The organism is Novosphingobium resinovorum (assembly GCF_027922145.1).
Taxonomy (GTDB): Bacteria; Pseudomonadota; Alphaproteobacteria; order Sphingomonadales; family Sphingomonadaceae; genus Novosphingobium; species Novosphingobium resinovorum.
The window spans coordinates 387,941-402,705 of the sequence record NZ_BSFC01000021.1 but is presented as its reverse complement, the minus strand read 5'-3'; the positions used below and the strand labels follow the sequence as shown (position 1 = coordinate 402,705).

13 protein-coding genes are annotated in these 14,765 nt (G+C 65.9%); 6 read left to right on the top strand and 7 right to left on the bottom strand.

The window, feature by feature from the left end; all coding sequences use genetic code 11:
- Positions 1 to 2 precede the first annotated feature (2 nt).
- Genes PKE80_RS14230 through PKE80_RS14210 form a run of 5 tightly spaced genes read right to left on the bottom strand, consistent with a single transcriptional unit; the run spans position 3 to position 5,014 of the window.
- Positions 3 to 773, bottom strand: a complete 771-nt coding sequence (locus tag PKE80_RS14230; RefSeq protein ID WP_271183050.1) for an enoyl-CoA hydratase/isomerase family protein — start codon at positions 771 to 773, stop codon at positions 3 to 5.
- On the bottom strand, positions 770 to 1,891 hold the full coding sequence (locus tag PKE80_RS14225; protein WP_271183049.1) for an extracellular solute-binding protein: 1,122 nt from the start codon (positions 1,889 to 1,891) through the stop codon (positions 770 to 772). The genes PKE80_RS14230 and PKE80_RS14225 overlap by 4 nt, the downstream gene beginning before the upstream one ends.
- Positions 1,888 to 3,078, bottom strand: a complete 1,191-nt coding sequence (locus PKE80_RS14220; RefSeq protein WP_271183048.1) for a CaiB/BaiF CoA transferase family protein — start codon at positions 3,076 to 3,078, stop codon at positions 1,888 to 1,890. Before PKE80_RS14220 ends, PKE80_RS14225 begins: the two co-directional genes overlap by 4 nt.
- A gap of 14 nt (positions 3,079 to 3,092) precedes the next feature.
- Positions 3,093 to 3,839 carry an SDR family NAD(P)-dependent oxidoreductase gene (locus PKE80_RS14215; RefSeq protein WP_271183047.1) on the bottom strand — a complete coding sequence of 249 codons (747 nt, stop codon included), beginning with the start codon at positions 3,837 to 3,839 and terminating at the stop codon, positions 3,093 to 3,095.
- Entirely contained in the window at positions 3,836 to 5,014 is a 1,179-nt protein-coding gene (locus PKE80_RS14210; protein WP_271183046.1) for an aldose 1-epimerase family protein, read from the bottom strand. Before PKE80_RS14210 ends, PKE80_RS14215 begins: the two co-directional genes overlap by 4 nt.
- A 73-nt stretch (positions 5,015 to 5,087) precedes the next feature.
- On the opposite strand from PKE80_RS14210, the gene PKE80_RS14205 reads away from it, so the two are divergent.
- The gene (locus PKE80_RS14205; protein WP_271183045.1) at positions 5,088 to 5,447 is read left to right on the top strand and encodes an L-rhamnose mutarotase; all 360 of its coding nucleotides are present in this window, start codon (positions 5,088 to 5,090) and stop codon (positions 5,445 to 5,447) included.
- 39 nt (positions 5,448 to 5,486) lie between these two features.
- On the opposite strand, the gene PKE80_RS14200 is transcribed toward PKE80_RS14205, so the two are convergent.
- Entirely contained in the window at positions 5,487 to 6,227 is a 741-nt protein-coding gene (locus PKE80_RS14200; protein WP_271183044.1) for a FadR/GntR family transcriptional regulator, read from the bottom strand.
- Between the two features lie 152 nt (positions 6,228 to 6,379).
- Between PKE80_RS14200 and PKE80_RS14195 the strand changes: the two genes are divergently transcribed.
- From PKE80_RS14195 to PKE80_RS14175, 5 genes are all read left to right on the top strand, one after another.
- Complete coding sequence (locus PKE80_RS14195) at positions 6,380 to 7,534, top strand: mandelate racemase/muconate lactonizing enzyme family protein (protein ID WP_271183043.1); 1,155 nt, start codon at positions 6,380 to 6,382, stop codon at positions 7,532 to 7,534.
- Between the two features lie 68 nt (positions 7,535 to 7,602).
- The gene (locus tag PKE80_RS14190) at positions 7,603 to 8,790 is read left to right on the top strand and encodes an MFS transporter (protein WP_271183042.1); all 1,188 of its coding nucleotides are present in this window, start codon (positions 7,603 to 7,605) and stop codon (positions 8,788 to 8,790) included.
- A gap of 81 nt (positions 8,791 to 8,871) precedes the next feature.
- Positions 8,872 to 11,613: a TonB-dependent receptor gene (locus tag PKE80_RS14185; protein WP_271183041.1), complete on the top strand. Its 2,742-nt coding sequence runs from the start codon at positions 8,872 to 8,874 to the stop codon at positions 11,611 to 11,613.
- Between the two features lie 66 nt (positions 11,614 to 11,679).
- Positions 11,680 to 13,086, top strand: a complete 1,407-nt coding sequence (locus PKE80_RS14180; protein ID WP_271183040.1) for a DUF1593 domain-containing protein — start codon at positions 11,680 to 11,682, stop codon at positions 13,084 to 13,086.
- Between the two features lie 93 nt (positions 13,087 to 13,179).
- The gene (locus tag PKE80_RS14175) at positions 13,180 to 13,842 is read left to right on the top strand and encodes a DsbA family oxidoreductase (RefSeq protein WP_271183039.1); all 663 of its coding nucleotides are present in this window, start codon (positions 13,180 to 13,182) and stop codon (positions 13,840 to 13,842) included.
- 144 nt (positions 13,843 to 13,986) lie between these two features.
- Here PKE80_RS14175 and PKE80_RS14170 read toward each other — a convergent pair whose 3' ends face one another.
- Entirely contained in the window at positions 13,987 to 14,763 is a 777-nt protein-coding gene (locus PKE80_RS14170) for a DeoR/GlpR family DNA-binding transcription regulator (protein ID WP_271183038.1), read from the bottom strand.
- Between the last annotated feature and the right edge of the window lie 2 nt (positions 14,764 to 14,765).

Below are 14,765 nucleotides of genomic sequence, written 5' to 3'. Positions count from 1 at the left end.
GCTCAGCGCCTCCGGAACACGGGCGCGCGGCGCTCGGCGAAGGCGGCGCGGCCCTCTGCGGCGTCGGCGGTGGCGAAGCAGATGGCCTGCAGGTCGCGCTCGTACTCGATGGCCTTTTCGTAAGGCATCTGGTGCGCGGCGCGCAAGTTGAGCTTGGCGGTTTCTGCCGCGATCGGGGCGCGGGCGGCGATCTGTGAGGCGATCTCACGGGCGCGGGGGAGCAGCGCGGCGGACTCGGTCACTTCGCTGACGAGGCCCCAGGCGGCGGCCTGCGCGGCGTCGATCATCTCGCCGGTGTAGAGCATCAGCGCGGCGTTCGACATGCCGATGGAATGCGACAGGCCCACCGCCATGCCGCCGCCGCCGATCCAGCCCAGCTTGATTTCGGGCGCCGCGAAGCGGGCGTTGGCGGAGGCGATGCGGATGTCGCAGGCCATTGCCGTCTCCAGCCCGCCGCCCAGCGCATAGCCGTTGATCGCGGCGATCACCGGCTTGCGGCAGGCGCGCAGGGCATCGCAATAGTCCTGCCGGTTGCGGAAGTCCCAGGGCGTCGCGTAGGCATCGAGCCCCGAGATGTCGGAGCCCGCGCTGAACGCCTTCTCGCCGGCGCCGGTGACGATGACCACGCGCACGTCGTCCGAGGTGTTGCAGGTGGCAACGGCGGCGACCAGCGCCTCGGCCATGTCCGGGGTCATGGCGTTGAGCTTTTCCGGGCGGTCCAGCACGATGGTGGCGACGTGGGCGGCGATGTCGAAGCGCAAGTTGGCGCTCATGTCTCGGTTCCTCGGGTGTGATGGCGGGTATAGGCGGCTTCGATCCCGGCGAGGACGGTGGCGGCGGCCTCTTGGGCCAGGAGACTTTCGCGCAGACGGGCGGAAGCCTCGGTCTGGAAGGCGATGGCGCCGTCGTGGCGCGGACGCAGCGAGGCCGCTTCCAGCGTGGCGCGGGTGCTGGAGTAGAACCCGTTCCATGCGGCATCGACTTGCCTGTCGGCCCAGGCTGCGCGCAGTGCGGGCTGGCCTTCGTGAGCGGGGATGAACGCCGTCTGGGCCTCCTCGCTCATGAGCCAAAGCAGATGCGCGCGCAGTTCGTCGGTCACCGCGCAGCGGCGCGAGACGGCGATGCCGGTGCCGCCGAGGATCGAGCCGATCGCTGCCGCTCCGCGCGGCGCATCGGCGAAGGCGACGCCGGACCTCGCATAGTTCACATAGCCGTAGACCAGCGGCACCAGCGCAATGTCTTCCCCGTTCGACAGTGCTTCGAGCAGCGCGATGGGGTTCTGGTCGATGCGGGCGCGCGTGGCATCGCCGGTCAGCCGGGCCATGAGTTCATAAGCCTCGCGGCCCGTGTGGGGATCGACGAAGCGTCCCTCCGGCCTGCCTCCCGCGTGCAGCGAGGCGACGATGGACTGGAAGGTCAGCGCCGCATGCGGGCCGGAGAGCGAAAGCGCCACCGGCTCGCGGGGGGCGAGGGCGGTCACTTCCTCCCAGGTCTGGGGCGGGGTTCCCACGCGCGCCGGGGCATAGGCCATGACCTGGCTGGCCGCGTCGAGCGGCAAGGCCCAGTGCTGGCCTCCATAGCGATAGCTGACCAATGATGGGCCGATGGCTGCCGGTTCCAGCGCCGCCACGGCATCGGTGCCGATCACCTGTTCCATCGGAAGCAGGCAATCGTGCGCCACTGCCTCGCCGACGTGGGGATGGTCTAGGACGATGAGGTCGTAGCGCTGCGCAAGATCAGCGATCGGGTGGGACTCGAAGCCTTCCAGCGGATGGCGATCCCACGCGATCGACAGGCCATGCGTGGGCGCGACGATAGCGGCAGCGGCCTCCAACGCGCGGTAGCCGCGCGGGTGGTCCCAGGTGAGGCCGCGATAGGCGGGCGTGCTCATGCGTGCTGGCGCACTACGCCGGATTCGATGAGCCGGGCGATGTCCTCTGCCCCGAGGCCGGCTTCGCGCAGGATGGCCTCGCTGTGCTCGCCAACCAGCGGTGCGCCGCGCGTGATGGCGCTGGGCGTGCGGGAGAAGCGGATCGGGAAGCCGGGCACTTTAACGCGGCCTTCGGTGGGGTGGTCGTACTCGACGAAGGTGCCGTTATGCTTGATCTGCGGGTCGTCGACGAGGTCGGCGTAGCCATAGACCGGCCCGCACCAGATGTCGGCGGCGCGGAACTTGCCCAGCCAGTGCGCGGTGGGCTGGCGGATCAGGTGTTCGCGCAGGCGGGCGAAGATCTCGTCGCGCCGGGTCCAGCCTTCGCGTTCCTCCTCCATGTCGGCAAAGAACGGGTCGTCGAGTTCGCGCGCCAGCGTGTCGAAGCGGGCCATCGCCAGCGTCATGTAGCCGTCCGCCGTCTGGAACACGCCGTAGGGCGAGCGGATGTAGCTGTGCGCGTGAGGCTCGGCCGAGCGGGCCTGCGGCTTGTTGCCCACGGTGAAGACCGACAGTTCCTGCATCTGGATGGTGGTTATCGCGTCGAGCATGTTGACTTGCACCAGCTGCCCCTCACCGGTGCGCTCGCGGTGGAACAGCGCGGCCAGTGCGCCCTCGAAGGCGCTGTAGGCGGCGATCGCATCGACGAGGTATTGCCCAGCGGGCGAGGGCGGCGTGCCTTCGCTTCCGGCCGAGAGCATTGCGCCCGACATGCCCTGCAGCAGCAGATCCTGCCCCGGCAGCATGCGGTACGGCCCGTCCTCTCCGTAGCCCGACATCGAGATGTAGACGAGGCGCGGGTTGATGGCGGAAAGCGTCGCGTAGTCCACGCCGAGGCGCTCGGCCACGCCCGGGCGGTAGTTCTGGAGGAAGACGTCCGCGTCCTTCACCAGATCGAGCAGCACCGCCTTCCCCTCGGGCGCCTTGAGGTCGATCGCCAGCGAGCGCTTGTTGCGGTTGAGCGAGAGGAACGAGACGTTGATCTTGTTGCCCGTCGCCCCGCCCGCGGAGGCATGGCGCTGCCATTCGCCGCTGGTGGGCTCCACCTTGACCACGTCGGCGCCCATGTCGCCGAGGCGCTGGGCGGCGAAGGGACCGGCCATGGCGATCGAGCAGTCGAGAACGCGGATACCTTTGAGGATTGTCATGTCGATCGTGTCCTTCAGGACATGGTCCAGCCGCCGTTGACGTGCAGCGTCTGTCCGGTGATGAAGCCCGCCTCGTCGGCGGCGAAGAAGGCGATGGCGTGGGCGATGTCGGACGCGGTGCCGCGCCGCTTGATCGCCTGGGCGTCCAGCACCATGCGGTTGTAGCCCTCGGGATCGGGGTGGATCGTCTCGGCGTCGGTGGGGAAGGCGCCGGGGGCGATGGCGTTGACGGTGACGCCCCATTCGCCGAACTCGCGCGCCCATGCCCGCGTCAGGCCGACCAGCGCGGCCTTGGAGGCGACGTAGGGAGACAGGTTCGCCCACCCGCCCGAGATCGTGATGCTCGATACGTTGACGATCCGGCCGAAGCCCTTCGCGCGCATCCCAGGCAGCGCCGCCTGCACCGCGACGATCCCGGCGTCGACGTTGATGCGCTGGACCCGCTGGTGCTCCTCGATGGTATAGTCCTCGAAGGGTTTGGAGGGGTAGATCGCGGCGTTGTTGATGACGACGTCGATGCCTCCGTGCTCCCGCGCCAGAGCGTCCAGGATGGTGCGCAGCGCGGCGAGATCGGACAGATCGGTGCGCGAGACCGTGAGCTGTCCCGGCCCCTTGCCGGCAGCGGCGGCGGAGAGGCGGGCGATCTTCGCATCGTCGTTGTCGAGCGCGATGACATGCGCGCCGCGCTCGATCAGCAGCAGCGTGGTATCGAGCCCGAGCCCGCCCGCCGCGCCGGTGTAGAGGACGGTGCGGCCTTTCATGCGCGGCCTCCGATCACGGGGTAATTGCCGGTGGGCGCGGGATATTCTTCCTGCGGCTGCAGCATGACGCCCTCGATCCGCGCCACGGCGGCGGAGACGGCGGCGCTGTCCGGCAAGACCTGCAGCACCGTGTCGTAGCGGCGCTCCTCGCCGTGTTCGAGCAGGATCAGCTCGCCGCGTTCGCGGGCGAAATCCTTGCCGAGGACGTGGTTGGTCGAGGGCTCGATCCCCACCGCATAGTGGCCCGCGTGGAGGTTCTGCCACTCGAACATGCAGGGGAACTGGTCCTTGCGGGTCGTTACGGAGAAGCCGAAGCCCAGCGCCTCGTTCACCAGCGCGACCTCGACGCGGCCCTTCGCATCGGGGGCCATGTCGTGCTGCCAGACCTGTTCGTGGAAGTTGACGATCGGCGCGGGCAGGGTGCGATAACCGACGCCCTGTTTCTGATAGTCGTCCGCGTGGGCGGCCCAGAGCACCTCGCGCACCGGGGCGACGTAGCGCGCGCCTTCCGCCACCACCGGATGCCCAACGTTGATGTGGTAGCAGTACATGTGCGGCGTCGTGTAGAAGCCGTGGTTCACCACCCGGTCGGTCATGCGGATTTCGTTGCCGCCGAGGTCCGCCTCGATGCGGCGGATGAGGTGCAGGTCTTCCCCGAAGACGGTGGACTGGCGCACGATGCCCTCGGCCCAGAAGATGCAGGCATCGCCCTCCCAGCGCTCGCCGTAGCCGGTCAGTTGCGCCGGGATCGTGCCGACGCGCCCGTGGAGCGAGGAGGAGACGACTTCGCGCGGGCCGTAGTTGTAGTGGCCCGCCGGGTCGTCATGCATGAACAGGATGTGGTCGAGGCCGCAGGTGATGTTCAGCCCCGACATCGAGCGGAACCAGCCGAGCCCGCCTTCGCCCTCGTAGTCGTGCAGCGCCGGGTTGCGGAAGCCGGACGGCGAGTGCCAGCCCACCGCACGCCCGGCGTGGTCGCACTCGGCGATGTCCATGGCGCGGTCCACCAGCACGGTAAAGCGCAGGCCCGAGCCGGTGCGGAATTCCAGCAGGCGCACGCCGCGCTCGACTCCGTCGCCCAGCGTCATCAGCCGGACCCCGGCGAACTGCGACAATGATCCGGTGCGCTCGGCGATGTGTCTTTTCGACCGCTCGGCGCCATACAGCAAGGCCATGCCTGCCCTCTCCATCTTGTAAGACGTATGATGAATACGTAAGGAGAGGATGGGCGTCAACCGGGAGAGTGGAATGACTGAAATCGTGCGCAGATGCTTCGCGGTGGACCTTGTCGATGAGCCGGAGATGATCGCGCGCTACCGGGAATGGCACGCGCCGGGCGGCCCTCCGGCGGCGGTGACCGAGGCGATTCGCGCCGATGGTGTGCGCGATCTGCAGATCTGGCTGGTGGGCGACCGGATGTTCATGGTGATGGAGCAGGACGCCGCGCTGGCCGCCGATCCGCAAGGCAAGGCGGCGCGCGATGCGGCCAACCCGGACGTGCAGGCGTGGGACGCGCTGATGCGCACGTTCCAGCGCCCGCTACCCTTCGCGCCGGATACCACGTGGGTAGAGATGGAACGGATCTATGCGCTGTCGGAGCAGGACTAGGAGATACGCCCGTCGTCCCGGATCAAGTCCGGGATGGCGTCACTGCGCCCCGTTCGCCCTGCGCCGGGCCCACGACGACTCGATATGGTCGCGCATTGCCTTGGCCGCGGCTTCGGCATCGCCGTCGACGATGGCCTGATAGACCTTGCGATGCGCGGCGTGAGTCTCGCGCACGTGCTCGACGTTGAGCGTGCCCGAATAGCCGTGGGTGTTGAGCGCGCGCGACTGGATGCTGTCGATGATCGCCTTGCTCAGCCGTGCGCCCGACATGCGCATGATGACGTCGTGGAAGTTCACGTCCTCATGCACGTAAGCGGCAGGCATCTCGACCAGCGCCTCCAGCTTGTCGATCTGGGTCTTCAGTTCCGCGCGGGTTTCCGGCGTCGCGCGCCGGGCGGCCTTGGCGGCCATCGAGGCCTCCAGCGAGGAGCGGATTTCCAGCAGGTTGTCGAGATAGGCCAGCCCGTCCTCGCGCCGGAACAGCGCCGCCAGAATCATAGGGTCGAGAAGGTTCCAGTCACCCTGCTCGCGCACGATGGTGCCGCGCCCCTGCAGCGAGACGACGAGGCCCTTTTCGGTGAGTGCGGTAGTCGCCTCGCGCACGACGGTGCGGCTGACGCCGAAGTGGTCGCACAGCATGTTCTCGGGAGGAAGTGCGCTGCCGGCCGGATAGACTTCGGTGACGATGGCGTTGACCAGTTCCTCCACCACCGCTTCGGCCAGGCGCGGACGCCGCCGTGTCTTAGCGGGCGCTCCGAGGCCGACTACCTTGTCCTGCATGCTTTTTGACGCCTTGTGAAATCATGGTGACGCGCATCGTTCGCGCCTGATTCACGCTGAACCGACTTGACGGAGCACGTCAAGGCTTGTCAAACGACATAGATCATACATAATACGAATTACAAACAGGGCTTGGGGCAGAGGAAACCCGGATGAAGATCACAGGCTACCGCAGCCTTACCGCCTTTCACGACTGGCAGCGGCCTGTCGGCGACGTCAATGGGATCGTCGAATCGGGCATTACCGAAGTGCCGGTGTTGCTGCTGGAGACGGACGGCGGGCTCACCGGCATCGGCCTGGGCTTGCACCGCGAGATCGACCGGTTGTTCCCCGCCGTCGAGGGCGCGGACCCGCGCGGCGTTGCGACGCTCTATGACGCGATGCTCTCGCATGTGTTCAAGAGCGGCCATGCCGGGGCAACCTTCGGCACGATCGCGGCGGTCGACATGGCGCTGTGGGATCTGAAAGCGAAGATGGCCGAGGAACCGCTGTGGCGTACGCTGGGCGCGGGCGACCGGTTCGTATCGGGCTATGCCTCGGGCCTGTGCTACGGTCTCGACGATGCCGCCTTCGCTGCGCACTACGGACAGTGGGCGGAGCGCGGCTTTACCGCCGCCAAGATCAAGGGCGGGCGCGATCTCGACCGCGACATCGCGCGGCTGGAAACGGCGCGCGAGATTCTCTCGCGCAATACCAGCCGGCCCGCACTGATGCTCGACGTCAACGAGGCGTGGAACACCAAGCAGGCGATCCGCCACCTTGCCGAGATCGCGAAGCACGTGGACCTGACCTGGATCGAGGAACCGGTCCGTCGGTGGGATTCGGCGGGCCATGCCCGCATCGCCCGCGCCGCGAAGACAGCGGTGGCGACCGGCGAGAACCTGACCGGGCTGGAGCAGTACGCGCCGTTGTTCGATGCGGGCGCGGTCGATATCGTGCAGGCGGGTAGCGTCTGGGGGATCACCCATTTCCTGCGCGTGGCCATGGCCGCGCATTCGCGGGGGCTGCCGGTCTCGCCGGTCGCCTACAACGCCAACCCGGTGGCGCACGCGGCGGCGGCGGTGCCGAACATGATCGGGATCGAGGTGCAGGACTTCGCCTTTCCCGCCGGGTTCGACGTGGACCAGCAGATCGCCGAGGGCGGCATCGTGCTGGGCGACCGTCCGGGTCTTGGCATAGAGATCGACGAGGCCGCGGTCGCCAGTGCAGTCGCCGCCATCGGCTGGGGTGAGCGCGGCGGGCCGCATCGCCGCCCGGCGGACGCGGGGCTGCGGCTGGTGCCGGAAATGCGGCGGGCTGCAGAGTGATGCACGGCGACGTTTCCGATCCTGCCTGGGTTGAGGGTCGCGCGCGCTGGCGCTTGCAACTCTCTCTGATGGTCAACTTCTTCCTGCTGATGGCGCTCTACAGCGGCGTTCTGGGGGTCTTGCTGCCCAACCAGATTGCCGAGCTTTCGCCGGGCTCGAAGGAGAACAACCTGGCGCTGCTCTTTGCGATCACTTCCATCTTCTCGACTCTGGCAACGCCCATCGCGGGAGCCCTGTCGGACCGTACGCGCAGCCGCTGGGGACGGCGCTCGCCGTGGATCGCGATCGGTTCGCTGGTCGGATCGGCGTGCCTGTTCGGGGTGTCGTGGACGACCGGGTTCTGGTCGCTGATGGTCCTGTGGGTCATGGCGGCGGTTGCCTACAATTCGATGCAGCCTGCGATGACGACGCTGATCGCCGACCGCTTCGCGCCCGAGACGCGCGGCGGTGTCTCCGGCATCGTCGGCGCGGGGATGACCGCCGGGCTGACTGCGGGCACTGTCGTCGCGGGCTACCTCGCGTCGGAGCGGCTGCTGGCCTATGGCCTGTTCGCAGGCGCCATCGCCGCCTCGTGCGTGGCTTTCGTGGCGCTCAACCGCGAGCCGCCCAGCGACACCCAGCCGCACCGTCCGGTGCACTGGGGCGCGTTCCTGAAGAGCTTCTGGATCAGTCCGCGCGAACATCCCGACTTCGCCTGGGCCTTCGCCAGCCGCTTCACGATCTACATGGGCTATCAGGCCGTCGCCGCCTACCTGCTCTACATCCTGCGCGATTACATCGGGCTGGCAGATGGCGCCTCCAACCTCGCGATCGCCAATATGGCGATGGTGACGCTGTTGTGCCTGGTGGTGTCCTCGCTCGTATCGGGCTGGCTTTCGGACCGCTGGCAGCGGCGCAAGCCCTTCGTCATCGGCGGCAGCCTCATCATGGGCGCGGCAATGGTGGCGCCGCTGGTCGCGCCCTCGATGGCGGGGATGTGGGTATACGCGGCCGTCATCGGCGTGGGCTACGGCATGTTCATGTCGATCGACATGGCCCTGATGACGCAAGTGTTGCCCAAGGCGGCGCTGGGTGACGAGGGCAAGGACCTCGGCGTGCTCACCACTGCCGTCAACATACCCCAGATCATCAGCCCGGTCATGGCGGCGGCGCTGCTCGGCGTGTTCGGCGGGGACTACCGCGCGATCTTCATCGCCGCCGTCGTCTTCGTGTTCGCCTCGGCGCTCTGCGTACTGCCGATCCGCTCGGTGCGATAATTCATAATACGTATGATGTAGTTTGACACATGATCTTTGGCAGGTCATAACGCCTGCAAAGAATTTCGAGGGAGAGTCGAAATGTCCAAGGAGGGAAGGCTTCGCAGCGCGGCCACGACGGCGCTGCTTTTTTCAGCTGCATCGGTGCTAGCGCTGGCAACCAGCGCGCAGGCTCAAGAAGCTGCGGCTGATACCGGGGCATCGGAGGCAGTCGATGCGGAGAACGTCATCATCGTCGCGGGCATCCGCGCCAGCCAGAAGGCTTCGATCGACATCAAGCGCGATTCCATTGCGGTGGTGGACTCGATCGTCGCCGAGGACCTGGGCAAGCTGCCGGACCAGAACGTCGCGGAATCGCTTCAGCGCATCGCCGGCGTCACCATCGAGCGCAACCGGGGCGAGGGACGCTACATCACCGTTCGCGGCTTCGGGCCGAAGTTCAACGCGGTGACCGTCAACGGCCGCACGCTGGCGACCGACAACAATGGCCGCGAGTTCTCGTTCGACGTCATGCCGTCCGAGATCATCGCCGGGGCCGACGTCTACAAATCACCGCAGGCCAACATCAACGGCGCCTCGATCGGCGCGACGGTGGACGTCAAGACCCTGCGCGCGATCGACCAGAAGGACGAATTCTCGTTCGCCGGATCGGCGGGGCAGATGTGGGCGGAGCTGGCCGACAAGTTCAATCCGGAAATCTCGGGCGTCGCCTCCTGGCGCAATGCGGAGAAGACGCTCGGCATCTCGCTCTCGGCGGTCTACACCGAGCGCCAGACCCGCAACGACGAATTCACCATCGGCGCGGGCCACGTCTATCGTTCCAGCACCGATTCCTACTACAATGCAGGCGGCGTTCCCGGCGCGCGCATCGGCCCGGACGTGGCACCGTTCACGCGGGTCTCGATGCCTTCGAACTTGTCGCCGTTCTTCTTCGAGCGCAACCTTAAGCGCTACGGCTTCTCTGGTTCGCTGCAGTTCCGCCCGACCGAGACGCTGACCGTCTCGCTCGACGGGCTCTATTCGAAGGCTGACTTTAAGGAGCAGCAGACCGGTCTCGCCTACGACTTCTCCGGCGGTACTCTGGTGGAGCAGGTGGTCGAAGGCCAGGAGGCGGTCTATCAGCGCTATCAGGGCGGCTTCGTCGACCAGATCCTGCAGTACGACCACCGCAAGGTCATGACCAACCAGTTCGGTGCCAACGTCGAATGGAAGCCGACCGAGACGCTCAAGATGCGCTTCGACGCCTCGCGCTCGAAGGCGGAACGGCGCGGCAAGGAAGACAACCTCTTCACCACGATCCGGCGCAAGAACATCGACCTCTGGTTCGATCGCCGCTCCGGCAGCCCGATCTACGAATATGGCTTCTCGAGTCCGAACTACCCCAACGCCGCGACCAGCCCCGACGGCATCACCGCGCACTATTACATCTGGGGCGGCGGCACCGATGTCGACGACAAGATCGAGGAATACCGCTTCGACAACGAATGGGAGGCGACGTCCAACCTGACGCTCTTCGCCGGCGGCATGTACTCGCGCCGCACCAAGACGCTGACCGGGGACGAGATGCCCTTCGGTGAGCAGTGCGCCTACTGCGGCTCTGACCGTGTGCTTCCGGGCTATCTGTTCCAGCCCACCAACCGCAACTTCTTCCAGGGTGGCGGCCCTTCGAACATCATTCGCGACTGGGTGATCTACAGCCCGCAGCAGCTGGTGAGCGTGATCGACCAGTTCGCGGCGGAGGACGGCATTGCGTTCAACCCGGCGGTCTTCTCGCCTTCAGCCTCTTCGGTGGTCGATGAGAAGGTGAAGATCGGCTACGTCATGGCCAACTTCCGCACCTCGCTGGGCTCGATGCCGCTGACGATCAACGCGGGTCTTCGCTATGAGGGGACGACGTATACCTCGACCGGCGCATCGCGCACGGTCCTCAGCGCGCAGCCGAACGGGCAGGGGCAGAACATCATCGTCGTCTCGCCGGTCGTTCCGGTGGGCTTCAAGGGCAAGTACAACGACTGGCTGCCCTCGGTGAACATCAAGCTGGAGGCGACCAACGACCTCATCCTGCGCCTCGCCGCCTCGAAGGTGATGACGCGCCCGACGCTGACGGACCTGTCGCCGCGCCAGTCGATCCAGACCAACCCCGGCAACGAGACGATCAGCCGCGGCAACCCCGACCTGCAGCCGTTCCGCGCCAAGCAGATCGAGGCCGGCGTGGAGTGGTACTTCAACGCGAGTTCGCTGCTGTCGGCGGCCGCGTTCTACAAGAAGATCGACTCCTTCGTGACCCTGGTGACGACGCCGCAACTGGTCGATCAGGTGACGTTCCAGGTCACCGTGCCCGACAACGGCAAGGGTGCGACGGTGAAGGGCTTCGAGCTTGGCTATCGTCAGGCCTTCACCGGCCTTCCCGCGCCGTTCGACGGTCTGGGTGTGCAGACCAGCTTCAACTACACCAAGTCGAATGCTAACTACACCAACCAGGTCGCGGGCGTGTCCTACGGGCTGGAGGGCCTGTCGAAGACCTCCTACAGCCTCGTCGGGTTCTACGAGAAGTACGGCCTGCAGGCGCGCGTGGCCTATACCTGGCGCGACAACTTCCTGCAGGTGGCCTCCGGCCGCAACGGCGAGCCGGAATACTTCGCCGCCTATGGCCAGCTCGATGCCGGGCTGTCCTATGAAGTGACGCCGCAGTTCACGATCTTCGCGGACGCGCTCAACCTCAATGACGCCAAGGAGTTCATCTACTCCGTCAGCGAGGACCGCACCAAGGAGTATCGCAGGACTGGCCGCCGCTTCTCCGGCGGTGTGCGCGTCCGCTTCTGACCATCGATGGAAGGGACCGGGTCGCGATACCCGGTCCCTTCCCGGCATTCGGGATGACATATGGTGATGAAGCGCCTTGCTCCGGTTCTGCTCGCAGCCGCAGCGCTCGGGTTGCCGGGGCTGGCAAAAGCCGCTCCGGTGTCCCGCGTCGCGGAAGCCGGAAAGCCGCGCGTGATCGTCCTGACGGACATCGGCTCGGACCCGGACGACATGGAATCGATGGTGCGGTTCCTGCTGTACACCAACGAATTCGAGGTCGAGGCGCTGGTGCCATCGACCTCGCGGCATCTGCAGGATTCGGTTCATCCCGAGCAGATCCTGAAGCGCATCGACGCTTACGAACAGGTGCTGCCCAACTTGCGTGCCCATGCGCAGGGTTGGCCCTCGGCCGCGCAATTGCGCGCGCGGGTGAGGCCGGGGCGGCCCGAATACGGGATGCTCGGCGTCGGCGCGGGGAAGGATACCGAGGGATCGCGCGCCATCGTCGCCGCGCTCGACAAGGCGGACCCGCGCCCGGTGTGGATCTGCGTCTGGGGCGGGGCGGTCGATCTGGCGCAGGCGCTGTGGTCGCTGCGCGAGACACGCCCGGCAGAGGACGTGGCGCGCCTTGCGGCGAAGCTGCGCGTCTACTCGATCTCCGATCAGGACAACGCGGGGCCATGGGTCCGGCGGCAGTTCCCGGACGTGTTCTGGATCGTCAGTCTCACGGCGCACCGGCACTACAACCTGTCGACCTGGGGCGGCATCTCGGGCGACCGGATGTACTATTTCGACGGACCGGACTTCACCACCGTCTCGAAGGAGTGGCTGCGCGAGAATGTGCAGATCGGCCCGCTCGGCTCGCTATATCCGAACTACGAGTTCATCATGGAGGGGGACACGCCCAGCTTCCTCTACCTGGTTCCCAACGGCCTCGGCGATCCCGAGCATCCCGACTACGGGAACTGGGGCGGGCGTTACGGCAAGGTGTCCGAATGGGACGGCATCTGGACCGACACGAGCGACCTCGTCACCGGGGCCGACGGCAAAGTCCACCAGACCAATAAGGCGACGATCTGGCGCTGGCGCGAGGCGTTCCAGAACGACTTTGCGGCGCGCATCCAGTGGACGCTGCAGGGCGCGTTCAAGGGCGCAAATCACACACCAAGACTGGCACTCAACGGCACTCAGGGTGTCACAGCAGTGACAATGACTGCCCTTCCGGGCGAAACCGTGCGCCTTTCCGCAGCCAGTTCGCACGATCCGGACGGGGACCTGGTGGACTACACCTGGTGGCAGTATCGCGAGGCCGAGGCGGTCAACCGCAGCCCGCGCGTCGAACTCCAGCGCGGCGACCCTCTGGAGACCCGTTTCGTGGTGCCCGAGGTGACCGAGCCGACCCGCTTCCACATCATTCTGGAAGCGCGCGACCGGGGCACGCCGGCGCTGATCAGCTATCGCCGTGCGATCGTCTCGGTGGAGCCGCGGCGCTAATCGGGGAAATGGCGGGTACCTCTCGTCATGCGCCCGATCGTTCCTATCTGTCCGACGGTACGCCGATGCAGCCGATTGAAGGAACGCCTGAACATGCCGCAGCACCTCAAGATCGATTTCGTGTCCGATGTCGCCTGCCCCTGGTGCGTCATCGGTCTGAAGAGCTTGGAAGCAGCGCTTGAACGGCTTGAGGGAGATGTCTCGGCAGACATTCATTTCCAGCCGTTCGAACTGAACCCGAACATGCAGAACGAAGGGCAAAACCTGCGCGAGCACATTGCGCGGAAGTACGGCACCACGCCGGAACAGTCGGCCGCGAGCAGGGCGGCGATCCAGGAGCGGGCCGCAGGTGTCGGCTTCACGATTGCGATGAACGACGAGAGCCGTATCTACAATACGTTCGACGCACATAGGCTGTTGCATTGGGCGGGAGAACAGGGCCGCCAATCCGAACTCAAGCACGCGCTGTTCGAGGCGTATTTCACGCAAGGCGTCAATGTCTCGCTCCATGAGGTTCTGCTGGATGTGGTGGCAGCTGCGGGCCTCGATATGTCGCGTGCGGCGGAAGTCCTTGCCGGAGATGAGTACGCTGCGACAGTCCGTGATGACGAGGAAATCTGGCGTTCGCGAGGGATCTCGAGCGTCCCGGCGATCATCATCGACGAGAAGTACCTTGTGTCCGGTGGCCAGCCGGTCGAGGTGTTCGAGGACGTGCTGAAGAAAATTGCCGCCGAGCGGGCGGCATTGGCTCAATAGTTCTGACTGCGTCCCGCGACGGGCGCATGAGACCTCTGATGAAGTAAGGCAAAATGCGCTCGTCGTACAAAGCCTTGCCAACGCTTGCTGCAGAAGGTTGCTCCCTTCGATCAGCGGATGCGTTGAACGGACCAATCCTCGTTTTCAGGCAACCACTACCTCGATCCCAGCATCCTCCAACATTTCCAAAGCCTGTCGATCAACGCCCTTGTCAGTAATCACCACGTCGACTTCGCTAAGATCGCAGACGATGGAACCCGAGATCGAAACAAATTTGCTGCTGTCGATCAACAGGATGAGTGTCTCCGCGCGCTTGATGAAGCTGCGTTCGGCGGCGACAAGGATAATATCCTGCTGCATCACGCCTTGCGGGCCAATCGCGGCCGCTCCCATGAATAGCTTGGGAGCGTGAAAGCGCGGCATCGATTCTTCTCCTGCCGGCGCCAGGACAATGTTCTGTTCGCGAAATACGGTGCCTGAAGGAAGCAATACCCGCGTACCCTCCTGCGGCAAGAGCGCATCGACGATATGCAGCGAGTTGGTAAGCACTTGGCAATCGAGCCCAGCCAGATGCGGGCACATTTGCAAGGTCGTGGTTCCCCCGTCGATCATGATGCCTTCGCCGGGGAGGCACAGCGCTGCCGCAGCACGACCAATCGCCTGCTTGGCAGGCAGGTTTTGCAAGATCGACTGGGCGAACGGCGTACCTGAAAGCCCGCTTTCGCGTTCCTCCTTCTGATCTTGCGGCGCTTTTGCGCCGCCGTGTACGCGCACGATCAGGCCCTCTTCCTCCAAACGGGTGAGGTCACGCCGGATCGTCGCCGGCGAGGCTTCGAGAAGTGCCTCGAGTGCGCGATACGTCACGAACCCGGTGGCCGCCACCGCTTCGAGGATCAGGCTTTCACGCTGCGTAGAGTGCATTG